This is a genomic window from Micromonospora sp. L32 (assembly GCF_052068055.1).
Classification (GTDB): Bacteria; Actinomycetota; Actinomycetes; order Mycobacteriales; family Micromonosporaceae; genus Micromonospora; species Micromonospora purpureochromogenes.
Genome location: NZ_JBQHDD010000007.1, coordinates 152,782 through 171,928 on the forward strand (window position 1 = coordinate 152,782; position 19,147 = coordinate 171,928).

Sequence of the window (19,147 nt, forward strand, 5' to 3'; positions counted from 1 at the left end):
CCAGATCGTCGCGGCGCTGCGGACCTCGCTGCTGGAGAACGACCGGCTCCGGCAGGAGAACGCCCGGCTCGCCCAGGCCGCCGACGAACCGATCGCCGTCGTCGGGATGGCCTGCCGGCTGCCCGGCGGCGTGGACTCCCCGGAGAGCTACTGGGAGCTGCTGGCCCAGGGCCGGGACGCGGTCACCCCGTTCCCCACCGACCGCGGCTGGGACACCGACGCCCTGTACGACCCGGAGCCCGGCCGCCCCGGCCGGACCGTCACCCGGGAGGGCGCGTTCCTGCACGACGCCGCCGACTTCGACGCCGACCTGTTCGGCATCTCCCCCCGGGAGGCCCGCGACATCGACCCGCAGCAGCGGGTGATCCTGGAGACGGCCTGGGAGGCCCTGGAGCACGCGCGCATCGACCCGCTCTCGCTCAAGGAGAGCCGCACCGGCGTGTACTGCGGGGTGATGTACCACGACTACGACGGCGCGGACGGCGGCGGCAGCATCACCAGCGGCCGGATCTCCTACACGCTGGGCCTGCAGGGGCCGTCCGTCTCGCTGGACACCGCCTGCTCGTCCTCGCTGGTCGCGTTGAACCTGGCCGGGCACGCGCTGCGCTCCGGGGAGTGCACCCTCGCGCTGGCCGGCGGCATCACCGTGATGTCCACCCCGGAGACGTTCGTCTACTTCAGCTCGCAGCGCGGGCTCGCCCCGGACGGCCGGTGCAAGTCGTTCGCCGCCGCCGCCGACGGCACCGGCTGGGGGGAGGGCAGCGGCCTGCTGGTCCTGGAACGGCTCTCCGACGCCCGCCGCAACGGCCGGCGGATCCTCGCCGTGATCCGGGGCGCGGCGGTGAACTCCGACGGCGCGTCCAGCGGCATCACCGTGCCCAACGGGCCCGCCCAGCAGCGGGTCATCCGCCAGGCCCTCGACAGCGCCGGGCTGCGACCGGCCGACGTGGACGCGGTGGAGGCGCACGGCACCGGCACCCGGCTCGGCGACCCGATCGAGGCCCAGGCGCTGCTGGCCACGTACGGGCGGGACCGGGCGGGGGAGCCGCTCTGGCTGGGGTCGGTCAAGTCGAACCTCGGGCACACCCAGGCCGCCGCCGGGGTCGCCGGAGTGATCAAGATGGTGCTCGCCATGCGGCACGGGCTGCTCCCCGCCACGCTGCACGTCGACGCGCCCACCCCGCAGGTCGACTGGTCGGCCGGGCGGGTGGAGCTGCTGACCGAGGCCCGGCCCTGGCCGGAGACCGGGCGGCCGCGCCGGGCCGCCGTGTCCTCCTTCGGCATCAGCGGCACCAACGCACACGTGATCCTCGAAGAGGCGCCGGCCGAGGGCGGGGACGCCCCCGCGCCGGCGCCGGGCTGACGGGCGGGAGAGCGATGACATCGCGTACGGGCACCACGGCGGGCCGGGTCGACCCCGGCGCCTTCCGGCACGTCCTCGGACTCTTCTGCACCGGGGTCACCATCATCACCGCCGCCGGCGACGGGGTACGCCCGGTCGGTTTCACCTGCCAGTCGTTCGTCTCGCTCTCCCTCGACCCGCCGCTGGTCTCCTTCTCGGTGTCCCGCACCTCCCGCTCCTGGCCGCTGATCCGCGCCCGGGGCGCGTTCGGGGTGAACATCCTGACCGCCGAGCAGGAGGGGCTGTGCCGGACCTTCGCCAGCCGGGCCGTCGACAAGTTCACCGGGGTGGACTGGACGCCCGGCCCGGTGACCGGCTCACCCCGGCTGCCCGGCTCGCTGGCCTGGGTGGAGTGCACCGTGGAGGCGGAGTACCCGGGCGGGGACCACGTCATCGCCGTCGGCCGGGTACGCGACCTGGAGGTGGTCGACGGCGACGCCGACCCGCTGCTGTTCTTCCTCGCCGGGTTCCGCCGTCCCGCCCCGGCCGTCCCGCCGGCCCCCGTCGTACCCGGATCGGTGCTGGCCGCAGGCGGCACCGCGCCCGCCGTCCCGGGCACCCCCTAGGCCGCGCCGGCCGACCCCTGAACGGGCCCCGCCGGCCCCCTGATTACGGCCTCCGCCAGGCCGGATCCGGCGGCCGCGGCCCTAGCGTCATGGCCACCGGGCAGCTTCTCGTCACGCGGAGGAACGCATGCGCTTCGGCTTGACCTATCACCACCAACTTCCCCGGCCGTGGGCCGAGGACAGCGAGGAACGCCTGTTCCAGGAGGCGCTGGCGCAGATCGAGCTGGCCGACCGGCTCGGCTTCGACTACGCCTGGGGCACCGAACACCACTTCTTCGAGGAGTACTCGCACTCCTCGGCGCCGGAGGTCTTCCTCGCCGCCGCCGCGGCCCGGACCAAGAACATCCGGCTCGCGCACGGCATCATCCACATGCCGCCGGCGGTGAACCACCCGGTGCGGATCGCCGAGCGGCTGGCCATGCTGGACCTGATCTCCGGCGGCCGGGTGGACTTCGGCTCCGGCCAGGGCAGCTCCCAGCTGGAGGTGGGCGCCTTCGGCATCGAGCTGGCGGACAAGCAGGAGCAGTGGCACGAGGCGCTCGAGGTGGTCATCCGGATGATGACCGAGACCCCGTTCACCGGCCACAAGGGCAAGTGGGTCGACGTGCCCGTCCGCAACGTCATCCCCAAGCCGAAGCAGAAGCCGCACCCGCCGCTGTGGCGGGCCTGCACCCGCCGGGAGAGCATCCAGGATGCGGCCCGCGAGGGCATGGGCGCGCTCGCCTTCTCCTTCGTCAACCCGGAGGAGGCCGAGGAGTGGGTCGAGGCCTACTACCGGACGCTGGAGTCGGACGACTGCGTCCCGATCGGCCAGGCGGTCAACGCCAACGTCGCCATGGTGCTGCCGTTCATGTGCCACGAGGACGAGGAGGTCGCCCTCGACCGCGGGCTGGAGGGCGCCTACTTCTTCTCGTACGCCCTGATGCACTACTACATCACCGGTCAGCACCAGCCGGGCGTGACCGACATCTGGCAGAGCTTCCAGGACGCCCGGGAGAGCATGGGCTTCACCCGGGACGCGATCGTGCCGGACGAGAAGGACCTCCAGTCGGCCGAGTCGCAGGCCATGATGGACCAGGTCGGGCAGCTGCGCCGGGGCATCGGCACGCCGGCGCAGATCGCCGACATCATCCGCCGGTACGAGGCGGTCGGCGTCGACCAGATCATCTTCTCGGTGCAGATCGGCAAGAACAAGCACGAGCACATCATGGAATCGCTGGAGCTGTTCGCCCGCGAGGTGATGCCGGAGTTCGTCGACCGCCGGGAGGCCCGCGAGGCCGCCAAGCGGGACCGGCTCGACGTCGCCGTCAAGGCGGCCCTCGGCCGGGTCAAGCGGCAGGCCAGGGACGTCTCCGACTTCGTCATCGCCCCGGAGATGTCGCTCTACGGCGACGCCGACGACGACGACTGACCACCGCCGAGTCCCCGGCCGGGTCGATCCCCGGCCGGGCCGGCGGCGGCCGGGCCGTTCCTCCCGCGCCGGCCGCGCCGGCGCACCGACGCGAAGGATGCACGAGATGGCCGTACCCACGGACAACGGCGCCTGGATCCGCCGCTTCCACCCCGCCCCGGACGCCCCCACCCGGCTGGTCTGCTTCGCCCACGCCGGCGGCTCCGCGTCGTACTTCTATCCGGTGTCCCAGGCGCTGAGCCCCAGCCTGGACGTCCTGGCCGTGCAGTACCCGGGCCGCCAGGACCGCCGCGCCGAGCCGGCCTTCGAGGACGTGCCCCGGCTGGTCGACGCCCTCGTCGACCAGGTGGCCGTCTGGGCCGACCGGCCGCTGGCGCTGTTCGGGCACAGCCTGGGCGCGACCGTGGCGTTCGAGGTGGCCCGGCGGCTGCAGGCGCGCGGGACCGAGGTGTCCGCGCTGTTCGCCTCCGGCCGGCGGGCGCCGTCGCGGCACCGCCCCGCCTGGGTGCACGAGGGCGACGACGACGCGCTGATCAGCGAGATGCTGAAGCTGGAGGGCACCGACGCCCAGATGCTCACCGACCCGGAACTGGTGCGCATGATCCTGCCGGCGCTGCGCGCGGACTACAAGGCCGCCGAGACCTACCGCTACCAGCCCGGTCCGCCGCTGACCTGCCCGGTGTACGCGCTGACCGGTGACGCCGACCCGCAGGTCGACGTGCCCGACGCGGAGAGTTGGCGGGAGCACACCACCGGCCCGTTCGCGCTGCACGTCTTCTCCGGCGGGCACTTCTACCTCAACCGGCACGCCGCCCAGGTCATGGCCCTGATCCGCCGGCACGCCGCGGACGGGGTGGTGGTCGGCCACGCCCGCGCCTGACCGGCTCAGGCCGCCGCCGGCGAAACAAGCGTGCGCGGGCGCTGTCGAGCTGATGACGTGGACGACTCGCGGCCCTCACCGGCCGGGCAGCGGCGGTCGCCCCGCGAGCCGAGGTCCCGCGCCGCGGGTCACCGCGACGGATCAGCGTGCGGGCTGAGTCGTTCACGACATCAGGTCCACAGCGACGGGAACAGGGTGTGCGTCGCTCGGCGGGGGCGGGCCGTCCGGGCGGAGGGTCAGTGCCCTTCGCCGCCCGCGCTCCTCGCCGCGGCGCGCTGCTCGAGCAGGGCGCCCACCCCGTCGAGGATGCGCTCCAGGCCGAAGACGAACTCGTCGTCCGGGCCGGCCGGGGTGTCCAGCACGCCGGCGTCGATCACCGCGGTGAACGCCGGGAAGCGGTCCGGCCCGGCGAGCTTGCGGACCAGTTGACCGTAGGAGGACATCGCGGCCAGTTCGTCGGGGGCCTTGGCCATGAACGAGGCCTGCACGTCGGCGGAGACGGTGGCGTCGTTGCGGCAGAAACCGCTCAGCAACATGATCACCGACAGCTTCTCGCCCTCGCCCAGGGCGGTGCCGCCCAGGCACTCCAGCCCCCGCTCCAGCCAGATGATCTGGTTGGGGGTGACCGGCGGGCCGAGGGTCGGGATGTGCAGCGCCCAGGTGTGCTTGCGCAGGATCGCGTGCTGCTCCCAGGTCCACCGGGCCAGCCCGGCGCGCCAGCCCTCGTCCGGCGAGTCGGGCCCGGACGGCGGCGTCTGGTAGATCGCGTCCATCATCAGCTGGAGCAGCTCGTCCTTGGCCGACAGGTAGCGGTACAGCGACATGGTCGAGGCGCCGAGATCCGACGCGACCCGGCTCATCGACACCGCCGACAGACCCTCCGACGCGGCGATGGCGACCGCCGCGTCGACGATGCGCGGAAGGCTCAGCGCGCGCTTGGGACCCTTGTTCGGTCGGTCCCGCAAACCCCAGGCGTCCCCGATGTATCCCGGCAGCCCCGGATCAATGCTTCCGCCCATCGACTCCACTTTCCCTCTGAGACGCCCGGCCGCGGTCATCCGCCCTTCGCCGCTGCCCGTCGCTGCGGTTCAGGGTATGCCGCCGCCCGAACGATGTCTGCACGGGATTGGGAAACGGACCGTCGGTGCCGTGACAGTAACCGTTCCACCCCGTCCCGTGGTGCCGGCATAGGGGGCTCATCGCCGACCTTAGGGGGTGCGGAACCTGTCCGCCGTGCCGGCGCGCTGCTTGAATCGATCCGATCGATTCCCCGCCGCCCCCTGAAGAGAGAGGCGTCGCAGCGATGACCGAAACAGCCGATGCCGTGACCACCGGTACCGAGCGCCCGGATTTTCCGCTGGACCGGCGCCGGTGCCCGCTCGCCGTTCCGCAGGAATACGAGCGGATGCGTGAGGAGAACCCACTCGCTCCGGTGACCAACCGGATGACCGGTAAACCCGTCTGGGCATTGACCCGCTACCGGGACGTGCGCCAGGTCCTGGGTGACCCGTCGATGAGTTCGAATGCGCGTAACCCCGCCTACCCGGCGCAGTTCCACGTGCCGGAGGAGATGCTGCCGTACATCGCCTTCCCGTTCCCGGCGATGGACCCGCCGGAGCACACCGTCCGCCGGCGAATGGTGATCCCCGAATTCACCGCCGCGCGGATCAACAAGCTCCGCCCGCGGATGCAGCAGATCGTCGACACGCAGATCGACCAGATGCTGGCCAAGGGCGGCCCGCTGGACCTGATGGCCGAGCTGGCGCTGCCCGTGCCGGCGCTGCTGTTCTGCGAGATGCTCGGCGTCGACCCGGTGCACATCGGCTATTTCCGCCGCTACGCCGAGACCACCACCGGCCGGGACTCGACGCAGGAGGCGGTGGCCGGCGCGATCGCCGAGATGGACGAGTTCCTCGACGAGCTGATCACCGAGAAGACCAAGAACCCGGGCGACGACCTGCTCAGCCGGATCGCGGCCCGGCTCCCCGACGAGCCCACCCTCGAACACGAGGACCTGGTCGCCATCGCCCGGGTGCTGGTGATCGCCGGTTCCGACACCACCGCCAACGTCGTCTCCCTCGGCACGGTGGTGCTGCTGGAGCACCCGGAGCAGCTCGCCGAGCTCAAGGCGGACCCGTCGCTGTGGCCGGGTGCGGTCGAGGAGCTGCTGCGCTTCCTCAGCATCCTCGACTCGGCCACCGTGCGGGTGGCCACCCACGACGTCGAGGTCAGCGGCGGCGCCATCCGCAAGGGCGAGGGCGTGCTCGCCCTCAACGGCGCGGCGAACTGGGACCCGGAGCGTTTCCCGGAACCGGAGAAGTTCGACATCCACCGCAACGCCGAAGGACACCTGGCCTTCAGTTACGGCAACCACATGTGCCCCGGCGCGAACCTGGCCCGGATGCAGCTCGAAACCGTCTTCCGTACGCTCTTCGCGCGCATTCCGGAGCTGCGCCTGGCCGCCGACGTCGACAAACTGTCGTACATGTTCGACGCGCACGCGTACGGGTTGCACGAACTGCCCGTCACCTGGTGAGCGACGGGTCGCCGACAATGCGTGTCGAAGTCGACCGGGAAACCTGCGTCGGTTCCGGCAACTGCGTGCACTTCGCGCCCACCGTGTTCGACCAGGACGACCGCGACGGTCTCGTGGTCGTCCTGGTGGAATCGCCGGAACCGGCGCTGCGCGCGGCGACCCGTACGGCCGCGCTGAACTGTCCGGTCGGTGCCATCTCCGTCGATCGGACCAATTCCGGCAGCCCGCCGGTCCGGCCCGCCCCCTAGGGGCGCGGTCGGGCCGGCGGAAGCCGTTGAGGGGTTGCCCCGGAATTAGGGGGTCGCCGCTATGGAACCGCACTCCCGTGAGTCGCTTGAATTGTGCCGACTCGATCCAGACGACGGTTCGGAGCAGAAAAAAAATGATCAAGCTTCCGGAGTCGGACGGCACCCTGACCGTCTACCACCCGACCCAGGCGCCGCGCGTGGTGCAGCCCGCCGACCCCTCCCCGTTTCGGACCCGTTCCGTGCTGGCCACCGCGCACGTGCTGGGTGACCCGCTGGCCGACAACGAGCCCTTCGGTCCGCCCGGCGGCGACCCGCCGCCGCAGTCGCTGGACTGGGAGGCGACCCTGGCCTTCCGCCGGCACCTGTGGTCGTACGGTTTCACGCTCTGCGAGGGCATGGACACCGCCCACCGCGGCATGGGGCTGGACTGGCCCCGCGCCGCCGAGCTGATCCGCCGCTGCGGCGCCGAGGCGAAGGCGGTCGGCGGCCGGATGGCCGCGGCCGTCCTCACCGACCAGCTGGAGCCGTTCGCCCCGGTCACCCTCGCCGAGGTCCAGGCCGCCTACGAGGAGCAGCTGGCCGTGGTCGAGGAGGCCGGCGCGCAGCCGGTGATCATGTGCAGCCCGCACCTGAACGTCGCCGTCCGCGGCCCCGAGGACTTCGCCACCGTGTACGGCAACCTGCTGCGCCAGTCGAGCCAGCCGGCGATCGTGCACTGGATCACCTCGGAGTGGGACCCGCGCAACTCGGAGTACTTCGGCTACGAGGAGCCCGACGACGCGTACGACGCGCTGATCGCCATCGTCCGCGACAACCTGGACAAGGTCGACGGCGTCAAGATCGGACCGGCGTCGCTGGCCCGGCAGGTCGAGTGGCGCAAGCGGCTGCCCGAGGGCGTGAAGTTCTACACCAGCGACACCACCGAGTACCCGGAGATGTTCGTCGGCGACGGGTCCGGGCACAGCCACCCGCTCACCCCGGTCATCGACGCGGTCGTGCCGATCGCCGCCGAGGCCTTCCGGGCGCTCGACGCCGGCGACGACAGCCGGGCCCGGGGGCTGCTGGAGGAGACCCTGCCGCTCAACCGGCACCTGTTCAGCGGCGAGGGCCGGAGCATCTTCTTCTTCAAGACCGGGGTGGTCTTCCTCGGCTGGCTGGCCGGGCACCACGACCACTTCCGGATGGTCTGGGGCGAGCAGTCCGCCCGCTCGGTGCCGCACCTGGCCGCCGCGTACCGGCTGGCCGACAGCCTCGGCGCGCTGCCGGACCCGGAACTCGCCGAGCGGCGGATGAAGCTCTTCCTCGCCACCTCGGGGATCGAACAGTGAGCCGGGCCGTCGTCCTCGGCGGCGGCCTCGCCGGGATGCTCGCCGCCGCCGCGCTGGCCCGCGCCGTCGACGAGGTCACCGTCCTCGAACGGGACCAGCTCCCCGCCGAGCCGCAGCCGCGCAAGGGGCTGCCCCAGGGCCACCACAGCCACATCCTCATGCGCGGCGGCGTCGAGGCCCTCGACCAGCTGCTGCCCGGCGTCACCGACCGGCTGTACGCCGCCGGCGCCAAGCGCCGGGGGCTGCCCTCCGGCGCGCTGGCCCGCGGCCCCGAGGGCTGGATGGAACGGCTGGACACCGACGCGTACCTGCTGCTGTGCAGCCGGGAACTGCTCGACCACGTGGTCCGCGAGCAGGTGCTGCGCGAGGAGCGGATCGGCGTCCGGGAGGGCACCCGGGTCACCGGGCTGGTCGGCGACGCCGACCGGGTCACCGGCGTGCGGGTCGAGCAGGGCGGCGCGGAACGCACCCTCGACGCCAACCTGGTGGTCGACGCCACCGGCCGGGCCACCAGCGCCCCCAAGTGGCTGGTCGACCTGGGCCTGCCGCAGGTCCGCGAGGACGTGGTGGACGCCGGCATCGTATACGTCAGCCGCTGGTTCACCGCACCGCCCGGCACCCGCGACGACTTCCCCGGCGTGATGATCCAGATGCAGGCGGGCACCGGCCGCCCCGGCCAGGGCGCCGGGCTGCTGCCGATGGAGAACGGCCGCTGGATCCTCAGCCTCTTCGGCAGCCGGGGCGGCGAGCCCCCCACCGACGAGGAGGGCTTCGCGCAGTTCGCCCGGGACCGGCACCACCCGATCATCGCCGACCTGATCGCCCAGGCTCGCCCCGCCGGGCCGATCCGGGCCTACCGGAGCATCCCCGACCAGCGGCGACGCTTCGAGAAGCTGCCCGTGCCGGAGGGCTTCCTGGTGATCGGCGACGCCGCGCAGGCGCTGAACCCGGTGCACGGCACCGGCATGTCGGTCGCCGCGCAGTGCGCGCTGGCGCTGCGGACCGAGCTGGACGTGCGGGGCCTGCGCCCCGGCTTCTCCCGCAACGTGCAGGCCGCGATCGCGAAGATCAACCAGGGCGCCTGGCAGATCGCCGTCAACACCGACCAGGGGCTGCCGCACGTGCGGGCCAACGTGCCGCTGCGCGGCGGCGCGTTCGCCAACAAGATGGCCGCCCGGGTCGCCCGGACCGGCTGCGGCAACCGCATGGTGATCAACACCGTGTTCAACGTGGCGTCGCTCTGCGCGCCGATGACCCGGATGATGACCCCCGCCTTCCTCTGGGCGGTGCTGCGCGGCCCCCGTACGCCGGCGCTCACCGCCGAGCAGGCCATCGCGCAGTTCCCCGAGTTCGGCGACCTCGTCAAGGTCGACGCGGCGCCCCGGTCCACGGCCAGTCCGGCCTGACCCATGCACGACCCGCAGACGGCTCACCTCGCGATCGGAACAGGCGGTGGTACCCGGTGAACCAGGAGATGCCGTCGCGGGACGGCGCGGTGCTGCCCTGGGTGCTCTCCGGGCGCGGCGCCGACGCGCTGCGCGGGCAGGCGGCCCGGCTGTCGGCGTACCTGGAAAAGGCCGCCGACCCGCGGGCGGCGGACGTCGGTCACTCGCTGCTGACCACCCGCGCCCGGCTCGGCCACCGCGCCGTGGTGCTCGGCGCGGACCGCGCCGAGCTGCTGACCGGGGTACGCGCACTGGCCGACGCCGCCGACGCCCCCGGCGTGGTGACCGGCACGGTCCTGCCCGACGCCCGGGCGGTCTTCGTCTTCCCCGGCCAGGGCTCCCAGTGGCCCGGAATGGCCCGGGCGCTGCTCGACGAGGCGCCGGCCTTCGCCGCCCGGCTCACCGAGTGCGCCACCGCGCTCGAGCCGTACGTCGAGTGGCGGCTGCTGGACGTGCTGCGCGACCCCGACTCCCCGCTCTGGGACTCGGTCGACGTGGTGCAGCCGATGCTCTGGGCGGTCATGGTGTCGCTGGCCCACCTCTGGCAGGAACACGGGGTACGGCCCGCCGCGGTGGTCGGCCACTCCCAGGGTGAGATCGCCGCCGCCTGCGTCGCCGGCGCGCTCACCCTGGACGACGGCGCCCGCGTCGTCGCCCTGCGCAGCCGGCTCATCGGCGCGGAACTCGCCGGCCTCGGCGGGATGATGTCCGTGCTGCTGCCCCGCGACGCCGTCGAGGCCCGGCTGGAGCGGTGGGCCGGCCGGCTCCAGCTCGCCGTCGTCAACGGCCCGTCGTCCATGGTGGTCTGCGGCGAGGTCGCCGCCCTCGACGAGTTCCACGCCGAGCTGACCGCCGACGGTGTGCAGGTCCGCCGGATCGCCGTCGACTACGCCTCGCACTCGCACTACGTCGAGGGCATCCGGGAGAAGCTGATCGAGGCGCTCGCCCCGGTCAGCCCGCGTACCGCCGGGGTGGCCTTCTACTCCACGGTCACCGGGGGGCCGCTGGACACCGCCACGGTGACCGCCGACTACTGGTACCGCAACCTGCGCCAGACCGTCCGCTTCTCCGAGGCCGTCCGGGCGCTGCTCGCCGACGGGCACCGCGTGTTCGTGGAGTCCAGCGCCCACCCGGTGCTCACCTCCGCCGTGCAGGACACCGCCGAGGCGGCCGGCGTCACCGCCGTACCGATCGGGTCGCTGCGCCGCGAGGACGGCGGGCTGCGCCGCTTCGCCACCTCGCTCGCCGAGGCGTACGTGCACGGCGCGCCGGTGGACTGGGCCGGTTTCCTCGCCGGCGGCCGGATCGTCGACCTGCCCACCTACGCCTTCCAGCGGCGGCGCTACTGGAAGAACCCGACCGGGCGCACCACCGGCGCCGGTGAGGGCGCCCCGGGCCACCCGCTGCTGACCGGACTGGTCCGGCCCGCCGACGGCGACGGGCTGCTGCTCACCGGCCGGCTCTCCGTGACCCGGCAACCCTGGCTCGCCGACCACGAGGTCCACGGCCGGCCGGTGCTCCCCGGCGCCGCCCTGGTGGAGCTGGCCCTGCACGCCGGCGAGCAGGTCGACCTGCCAGGCGTGGCGGAGCTGACCCTCGGCGCGCCGCTGGTACTGCCTGAGCGCGGCGCCGTCGCGCTCCAGGTCGTCGTCGGCGCCCCCGACGCCGACGGCGCGCGCCCGGTCAGCGTCCACTCCCGCCCCGAGGACTCCGACCAGCCGTGGACCCGGCACGCCGAGGGGCTGCTCGCGCCCGCCGCCCCGGCCCCCGCCGCCGCACCGGCCGACTGGCCACCGCGCGACGCCGCCGCCGTCGACATCCGCGACGGGTACGCCCGGCTGACCGGGCGGGGCTACGGCTACGGCCCGGCGTTCCAGGGACTGACCGGGCTCTGGCGGCACGGCGACGACCTCTTCGCCGAGGTGACCCTGCCGGAGGCGGCCCAGCCGGACGCCGACCGGTTCGGGGTGCACCCGGCGCTGCTCGACGCCTGCCTGCACGCCGGCGTGATCTCCGACGCGGGCGGGGACACCCTGCTGCCGTTCGCCTGGACCGACGTCACCCTGCACGCCGTCGGGGCCACCGCGCTGCGGGTACGGGTGCGGCGCCTCGGGCCGGACCGGGCCACGATCGAGGCGGTCGACCCGGCCGGCGCACCGGTGATCTCGGTCGGCGCGCTGGTGGCCCGCCCGGTCGCCGCCGAGCAGCTGGCCGCCGCCGGCGGTGCCCCGGCCGTGGAGCCGCTGCGCCTGGACCGCCGACCGGTCGACCTGACGGCGGGCGTCGGCTCGTTCGACGGCTGGGCGGTGCTCGGCGCGGACCCGCCCATCGGCGCGCCCGCCACCAACCATCCCGACCTGGCCGCGCTCCGGGCCGACCTGGACGCCGGTGCCGCCGTACCCGAGGTGGCGCTCTGGCCCGTCAGCGCCGGCGCCGGCGACGTGATCGACGGCGCGCACGCGGCGGCCCGGCGGGCACTGCGGGTCGTCCAGGAGTGGCTGGCCGACGAGCGGCTGGCCGGCGCGACGCTGGTGGCGCTCCTGCCCGACGCCGACGACGACCTGCGCACCGCGCCGGTGCGAGGCGTGCTCCGGGCCGCCGCGGCCGAGCACCCGGGTCGCTTCCTGCTGGTCGGTGCCGACGACGATCCCGTCTCCCTGGCGGCGCTGCCGGCTGTGCTGCGCCTCGGCGAGCCCGAGGTGACGTTGCGGGCCGGCGCGGCGGCCGTACCCCGGCTGGTGCGCGCCCCCGCGAACGGCGACGCCCCGCCGGCGCTGGCGCCCGACGGCACCGTCCTGGTCACCGGCGGCACCGGCGGCCTCGGCGCCCTGGTGGCCCGCCACCTGGCCGCCGTCCACGGCGTGCGACACCTCCTGCTGACCAGCCGCCGCGGCCCGGACGCCCCCGGCGTCGACGCGCTGCGCGCCGAGCTGACCGACCTCGGCGCGCGGGTCACCGTCGCCGCCTGCGACGTCGCCGACCCGGTGGCGCTGCGCGCCCTGCTCGACGCCGTGGACGCCGCGCACCCGCTGACCGGGGTGGTGCACGCCGCCGGGGTGCTCGACGACGGCCTCGTGCAGTCGCTGACACCCGAGCGGGTGGACGCCGTGCTGGCGCCGAAGGTCGACGCCGCTTGGCACCTGCACGAGCTGACCCGCGACGCCGACCTGGCGCTGTTCTGCCTCTTCTCCTCGGCCGCCGGGGTGCTCGCCCCGGCCGGGCAGGCCAACTACGCCGCCGCGAACCTCTTCCTGGACGCCCTCGCCGCGCACCGCCGCGCCCGGGGCCTGCCCGCGCACTCCCTGGGCTGGGGGCTCTGGGCCGGCGGCACCGGGATGACCGGGCACCTCGACGAGACGGCGCTGCGCCGGCTGCGCCAGCAGGGCTTCGACGCGCTCTCCGAGGCCGACGGGCTGGCCCTGTTCGACGCCGCGCTGGCCGGCGACGTCACCGCGCCGGTGCTGCTCCGGCTGGACCGGGCCGGCCTGCGCGCCCAGGCCACCGCCGGGGCGCTGCCGGCCGTGCTGCGCGACCTCGTCCGGGTGCCCCGCCGCCAGGCCCACCGGGGCACCGGCGCCGCCTCGCTGGCCGACCGGCTGCGGCGGCTGCCCGAGGAGGACCGCCGCCGCACCCTGCTGGACCTGGTCCGCGCCGAGGTCGCCGGGGTCCTCGGCCACGCCACCCCGGACGCCGTGGACGCCGGCCGCGCCCTCAAGGAACTCGGCTTCGACTCGCTCACCGCGGTGGAGCTGCGCAACCGGCTCAACGCGGCGACCGGCCTGCGGCTGCCCGCCACGCTGGTCTTCGACCACCCGACCGTCTCGGCGGTCGCCGCCCACCTCGCCGCGACGCTGCTCGGCGCGGCCCACCCGGCCACCCCGGTCGCGGCGGCGCCGGCCGTCGCCGACGAGCCGATCGCGATCGTCTCGATGGGCTGCCGCTTCCCCGGTGGGGTCGGCTCCCCGGAGCAACTGTGGCGGCTGGTCGCCGACGGGGCGGACGCCATCTCCGGGTTCCCCACCGACCGCGGCTGGGACACCGACGGCCTGTACCACCCCGAGCCGGGACTGGCCGGGCGGACGTACACCCGGTCGGGCGGGTTCCTGGCCGACGCGGGGGAGTTCGACGCCGACTTCTTCGGGATCAGCCCGAACGAGGCCGTGGCGATGGACCCGCAGCAGCGGCTGCTGCTGGAGTGCGCCTGGGAGACCCTGGAACGCGCCGGCATCGACCCGGCCACGCTGCGCGGCAGCGACACTGGCGTCTTCGCCGGCCTGATGTACCACGACTACGCCGGCAGCACCGCCACCGGCTCCATCGCCTCCGGTCGGGTCGCGTACGCCCTCGGACTGGAGGGGCCGGCGGTCACCGTCGACACCGCCTGCTCGTCGTCGCTGGTGGCGCTGCACTGGGCAGTCCGCGCGCTGCGCGCCGGGGAGTGCTCGCTGGCCCTCGCGGGTGGGGCGACCGTGATGGCCACCCCCGAGGTGATCCTGGAGTTCAGCCGGCAGCGCGGGCTCTCCCCGGACGGCCGGTGCCGCTCCTTCGGCGCGGGCGCCGACGGCACCGGCTTCTCCGAGGGCGTCGGCCTGCTGCTGGTCGAACGGCTCTCCGACGCCCGCCGCAACGGGCACCCGGTCCTGGCGGTGGTGCGCGGCTCGGCGGTCAACCAGGACGGCGCGTCGAACGGGCTCACCGCCCCGAACGGTCCGTCGCAGCAGCGGGTGATCCGGGCCGCCCTGGCGTCGGCCGGTGTGCCGGCCGCCGAGGTGGACGTGGTGGAGGCGCACGGCACGGGTACGACCCTCGGTGACCCGATCGAGGCGCAGGCGCTGCTGGCGACCTATGGTCAGGACCGGCCCGCCGACCGTCCGCTGTGGTTGGGGTCGATCAAGTCGAACCTGGGGCACACCCAGGCCGCCGCCGGTGTGGCCGGCGTGATCAAGATGGTCCTGGCGATGCGGCACGGTGTGCTGCCCCGGACGCTGCACGCCGAGGAGTCCTCGCCGCAGGTGGACTGGTCGGCCGGTGCGGTGGAGCTGCTGACCGAGGCGCGCGAGTGGCCGGTCGACGGGCGCCCCCGCCGGGCCGGGGTGTCGTCGTTCGGCATCAGCGGCACCAACGCCCACATCATCATCGAGCAGGCCCCGGACGACGCGTCGACCGGTGCGTCCGGCCCCGGCGCGGACTCAGGGGTGACGGGCGTGCTGCCGTGGCTGGTGTCCGCGAGGTCGGTACCGGCGCTGCGGGCCCTCGCGGGTCGGCTGGCGGAGGTCGCCGGCCCGATGGACCTGGCGGACGCGGCCGCGGCGGCCCGGACCCTGGCGACCGGCCGGGCGCTGCACCCCCACCGGGCCGTGGTGCTCGGCGCGGACCCGGCGGAGCTGTCCGCCGGCCTGACCGCCCTGGCCGCCGGCGCCGGCACTCCCGGCCTGGTCACCGGCGTGGCCCGGCCGGGTGGTCGGCTGGCGGTGCTGTTCACCGGTCAGGGCGCGCAGCGCCTGGGCATGGGTCGTGAGCTGTACGGGGCGTTCCCGGCGTTCGCCGCTGCGTTCGACGCGGTGGTGGCCGAACTGGACGTGCACCTGGACCGGCCGCTGCGTGAGGTGATCTGGGGGGACGACGAGGAACTGATCCGGCGGACGGGCTATGCGCAGGCCGGCCTGTTCGCCGTCGAGGTGGCCCTGTTCCGGTTGGTGGAGTCGTGGGGTGTGCGGCCGGATTTCGTGGCCGGGCATTCGATCGGTGAGCTGGCTGCCGCGCATGTCGCCGGGGTGTTGTCGTTGGCGGACGCGGCTTGTCTGGTGGCGGCTCGTGGGCGGTTGATGCAGGCGTTGCCCGATGGTGGCGCGATGGTGGCGGTGCAGGCGTCGGAGGAGGAGGTGCGGGCGGCGCTGGCGGGTCCGGGTGTGGTGGTCGGATCCTTTGGAGCTGATGTCGTAAACGACTCAGCCGGGACCGGCAACGGCATCGGCAACGGTGCGGGCACCGGCACCGGCAGCGGTGCGGGCACCGGCAATGGTGGCGGTCACGTGGCGGCTGGTGGTGTGGACATCGCGGCCGTCAACGGCCCCCGGTCCGTGGTGATCTCCGGCCCCGAGGCCGCCGTGCTCACGGTCGCCGAGCACTTCACCACGCTTGGTCGTAAGACCACCCGGCTTCGGGTCAGTCACGCGTTCCACAGTGGGTTGATGGATCCGATGCTCGACGAGTTCCGCGCCGTCGCGACGAGCCTGACCTACACCGAGCCGCAACTTCCGGTCGTGTCCAATCTGACCGGCGCCCTGGCCACGACCGAGCTGACCGACCCCGACTACTGGGTCCGGCACGTTCGCGAGGCCGTGCGTTTCGCCGACGGCATCATCGCCCTGCATCAGGCAGGCGCGACCACGTTCCTGGAACTCGGTCCGGACGCCGCGCTCACCCCGATGATCGAGGGCATCCTCACCGACGAGGTCACCGTCATCCCCAGCCTGCGGCGGGGACACGACGAACACCGCCAGGCACTGACCGCCCTGGCCAGGCTGCACGTCACCGGCACCACCGTCGACTGGACCGCGCTGCTCCCGCAGACCACCCGCACGATCGACCTGCCCACCTACCCCTTCCAGCGGGAGCGCTACTGGCTCGCCGCACCCTCCACCGCCGACCTCTCCGGCTTCGGGCAGGTCGCCACCGGCCACCCGCTGCTCGGCGCCAAGGTGAGCGTCCCCGACGACGACCTGCTGGTGCTCACCGGCAGGATCTCCCTGCCCGGGCAGCCCTGGCTGGCCGACCACGACCTGCACGGCCGCGTCGTCTTCCCCGGCACCGGCCTGCTCGACCTCGCCCTGCACGCCGGTGCGCAGGTCGGCTGCGACCGGCTGGTCGAGCTGACCGCCGAGACCCCGCTGGTCCTCACCGACGAGGCGGTCACCGTACGCGTGGTGGTCGGGTCGCCCGGCGAGCACGGCGCGCGGCCGGTCGGGGTGCACACCCGCGGCGCCGACGAGGAGCTGCCGTGGACCCGGCACGCCACCGGCGTGCTCGCCCGCGGCGGACCCACCCCGCCCCCGCCGCCGGCCGCCTGGCCACCCCCGGGCGCGGTCCGCGCGGACGTCGAGGACGTCCACCGCGGCCTGCTGCGCCACGGCTACGGGTACGGCCCGACCTTCCAGGGCCTGCGGGCGGTGTGGCGCCGGGGCACCGAGCTGTTCGCCGAGGTGAGCCTGCCCGAGGGGGTCACCGCCGACGGCCACGAGACGCATCCCGCGCTGCTCGACGCGGCCCTGCACCCGCACCGCCTCGACGACGCCGCCGGACCGGTCCAGCCGTCGGTCTGGCGGGACGTCACCCGCCACGCCGCCGCCCCGGCGACGCTGCGCGTCCACCTGGTGCCGGTCGGCGGCGGGGTCACGCTGACCGCCACCGACGCCGACGGCCGCCCGGTGCTCACCGTCGGACACCTGGAGAGCCGGCTGGTCGGCGCCGACGAACTGGCCGCCGTCACCGGCGCCGGCGACGAGAGCCTGCTCCGCCTCGACTGGGTACCCGCGCCCGAGGCCGCCCCGGACGCCGCGCCGGCCACCTGGGCGGTGCTCGGCGCGGACCCGTTCGGGGTGGTCCCCGACGCGCCCGCGCACCCCGACCTGGCCGCGCTGCTCGCCGCCGTGGACGCCGGCGCGCCGGAACCGGCGTATGTGCTGCACGCCCCGGCCACCCCGGCCGGGCAGGGGCCGGAGGCGGTCCGCGCCCTGCTCACCGACCTGCTCGGCACGCTGCAAGATTGGTTGGCGCAGAGCCGGCTGCCCCGGACCCGGCTGGTGCTGCTCACCCAGGGCGCGGTCGGAGCGGGGGAGCTGCCTGCCGACCCGGTGCTCGCGCCGGTGTGGGGGCTGGTCCGCGCCGCCGAGTCCGAGCAGCCGGGACGGCTGGTACTCGTCGACACCGACGGCAGTGGACCCTCCTGCGTGGCCCTGCCGGCGCTGCTCGCGTACGACGAACCGGAGCTGGCCGTCCGCGACGGCCGCGCGCTGCTGCCCCGGCTGACCCGGGCCACCGCCGGGGCCGGCGCGCCACCGCGCTGGGACACCGACGGCACGGTGCTGGTCACCGGCGGGACCGGCGGACCCGGCGCGGCCATCGCCCGGCACCTGGTCGCCGAGCACCGGATCGACCACCTGCTGCTCGCCGTCGACCCCGCCGAGGACGCCGACAAGGACCTCCTCGCCGAGCTGGCCGACCTCGGCGCCGACGTCACCGTCGCCGCGTGCGACCTGACCGACCGGGACGCGGTGGGGGCGCTGCTCGACTCGATCCCCGGGGCGCACCCGCTCACCGCCGTGGTGCACGCCCCCGCCGTACGCGAGGAGAGCCTGCTCGCCACCACCGCGCCGGAGGCGTTCGCCGCCGCCCTGCGCGCCACCGTCGACCCGGCCTGGCACCTGCACGAGCTGACCGCCGACCGGCCCCTCGCGGCGTTCGTGCTGGTCTCCTCGGCCGCCGGGCTGATGTTCGGCGCCGGCCGGCCGGCCACCGCCGCGGCGGCCACCTACCTCGACGCGCTCGCCGCCCACCGGGCCGCCCGCGAGCTGCCCGCCACCGCCCTCGCCTTCGGCGCGTGGGAGGCCGGGCCGCCCTGGCTGGACCGGATGGGCCTGCACCCGCTCGGCGTCGCCGAGGGGCTGGCCCTGGTCGACCGGGCGCTCGGGCAGGCCACCCCCGCCCTGGTCCCGGTACGCCTCGACGTCGCCGCGCTGCGCGCCACCGGCGACGCGCTGCCGGCGCTGCTGCGCCAGGTGGTCCGGGTACCGGCCCGCCGCGTCGCGCCGACCGGTCCCGACCTGACGCAGCGGCTCGCCGGGCTCCCCGACGACCAGCGGGACCGCTTCCTGCTGGAGCTGGTCCGCACCCACGTCGCCGCCGTCCTCGGCCACCCCGACTGGCGTTCGGTCGAGCCGGACCGGGCCTTCCAGGACCTCGGCTTCGACTCGCTGGCCGCCGTGGAGCTGCGCAGGACGCTCAGCGAGGCGTGCGGGCGGTGGCTCTCGCCGACGCTGGTCTTCGACTACCCGACCTCGCGGGAGCTGGCCGCCCACCTCGCCGCCGAGCTGGGCGCGCGGGACGTCGCCGGGGACGACCGGGTGCTGACCGAACTGGACCGGCTCGCGGCGGTGCTCGCCGGCCCCACCGACGGCGACCCGGCCCGGGTCACCGCCCGGCTGGAGGCGGTGCTGCGCGAGTGGCGGACCCGGCACGACCCGGCCGGACCGGACGGCACGGACGACGACCTGGCCACGGCGACCGACGACGAACTGTTCGCGGTGCTGGACAACCTGGGGATGGGCTGAGC

9 protein-coding genes and 1 pseudogene are annotated in these 19,147 nt (G+C 74.8%); 9 read left to right on the forward strand and 1 reads right to left on the reverse strand.

Features of this window, described 5'->3' with window-relative positions; all coding sequences use genetic code 11:
* Positions 1 to 10 precede the first annotated feature (10 nt).
* The 4 genes and pseudogenes from ACTMTB_RS20455 to ACTMTB_RS20470 all read left to right on the forward strand — a co-directional run.
* Positions 11 to 1,357, forward strand: a pseudogene (locus ACTMTB_RS20455) (type I polyketide synthase); the annotation flags it as partial.
* A gap of 20 nt (positions 1,358 to 1,377) precedes the next feature.
* Positions 1,378 to 1,968: a flavin reductase family protein gene (locus ACTMTB_RS20460; protein WP_441147865.1), complete on the forward strand. Its 591-nt coding sequence runs from the start codon at positions 1,378 to 1,380 to the stop codon at positions 1,966 to 1,968.
* Positions 1,969 to 2,095: 127 nt separating this feature from the next.
* The gene (locus tag ACTMTB_RS20465; RefSeq protein WP_441147867.1) at positions 2,096 to 3,379 is read left to right on the forward strand and encodes an LLM class flavin-dependent oxidoreductase; all 1,284 of its coding nucleotides are present in this window, start codon (positions 2,096 to 2,098) and stop codon (positions 3,377 to 3,379) included.
* A gap of 106 nt (positions 3,380 to 3,485) precedes the next feature.
* Positions 3,486 to 4,259 (forward strand): thioesterase II family protein, encoded by a 774-nt coding sequence (locus tag ACTMTB_RS20470; RefSeq protein ID WP_441147869.1) that lies wholly within the window; start codon positions 3,486 to 3,488, stop codon positions 4,257 to 4,259.
* 236 nt (positions 4,260 to 4,495) lie between these two features.
* Here ACTMTB_RS20470 and ACTMTB_RS20475 read toward each other — a convergent pair whose 3' ends face one another.
* On the reverse strand, positions 4,496 to 5,278 hold the full coding sequence (locus ACTMTB_RS20475; protein WP_334576519.1) for a TetR/AcrR family transcriptional regulator: 783 nt from the start codon (positions 5,276 to 5,278) through the stop codon (positions 4,496 to 4,498).
* A gap of 305 nt (positions 5,279 to 5,583) precedes the next feature.
* On the opposite strand from ACTMTB_RS20475, the gene ACTMTB_RS20480 reads away from it, so the two are divergent.
* The 5 genes from ACTMTB_RS20480 (at position 5,584) to ACTMTB_RS20500 (ending at position 19,145) form a co-directional block, all read left to right on the forward strand.
* Positions 5,584 to 6,795, forward strand: coding sequence for a cytochrome P450 (locus ACTMTB_RS20480; RefSeq protein ID WP_441147872.1), 1,212 nt, complete (start codon positions 5,584 to 5,586; stop codon positions 6,793 to 6,795).
* Complete coding sequence (locus ACTMTB_RS20485) at positions 6,792 to 7,043, forward strand: ferredoxin (RefSeq protein ID WP_441147874.1); 252 nt, start codon at positions 6,792 to 6,794, stop codon at positions 7,041 to 7,043. The genes ACTMTB_RS20480 and ACTMTB_RS20485 overlap by 4 nt, the downstream gene beginning before the upstream one ends.
* A 134-nt stretch (positions 7,044 to 7,177) precedes the next feature.
* Positions 7,178 to 8,371 (forward strand): DUF993 family protein, encoded by a 1,194-nt coding sequence (locus ACTMTB_RS20490; protein WP_210778549.1) that lies wholly within the window; start codon positions 7,178 to 7,180, stop codon positions 8,369 to 8,371.
* The gene (locus ACTMTB_RS20495; RefSeq protein WP_441147876.1) at positions 8,368 to 9,777 is read left to right on the forward strand and encodes an NAD(P)/FAD-dependent oxidoreductase; all 1,410 of its coding nucleotides are present in this window, start codon (positions 8,368 to 8,370) and stop codon (positions 9,775 to 9,777) included. Before ACTMTB_RS20490 ends, ACTMTB_RS20495 begins: the two co-directional genes overlap by 4 nt.
* A gap of 56 nt (positions 9,778 to 9,833) precedes the next feature.
* A complete protein-coding gene (locus ACTMTB_RS20500) occupies positions 9,834 to 19,145 on the forward strand; it encodes an SDR family NAD(P)-dependent oxidoreductase (RefSeq protein WP_441147878.1) in 9,312 nt (3,103 codons plus the stop codon).
* The last annotated feature ends 2 nt before the right edge of the window (positions 19,146 to 19,147 follow it).

Coding starts and splice junctions, on each gene's coding strand:
- ACTMTB_RS20490 (WP_210778549.1), top strand. CDS start 7,178: ATGATCAAGCTTCCGGAGTCGGACGGCACCCTGACCGTCTACCACCCG.
- ACTMTB_RS20470 (WP_441147869.1), top strand. CDS start 3,486: ATGGCCGTACCCACGGACAACGGCGCCTGGATCCGCCGCTTCCACCCC.
- ACTMTB_RS20460 (WP_441147865.1), top strand. CDS start 1,378: ATGACATCGCGTACGGGCACCACGGCGGGCCGGGTCGACCCCGGCGCC.
- ACTMTB_RS20475 (WP_334576519.1), bottom strand. CDS start 5,278: ATGGGCGGAAGCATTGATCCGGGGCTGCCGGGATACATCGGGGACGCC.
- ACTMTB_RS20465 (WP_441147867.1), top strand. CDS start 2,096: ATGCGCTTCGGCTTGACCTATCACCACCAACTTCCCCGGCCGTGGGCC.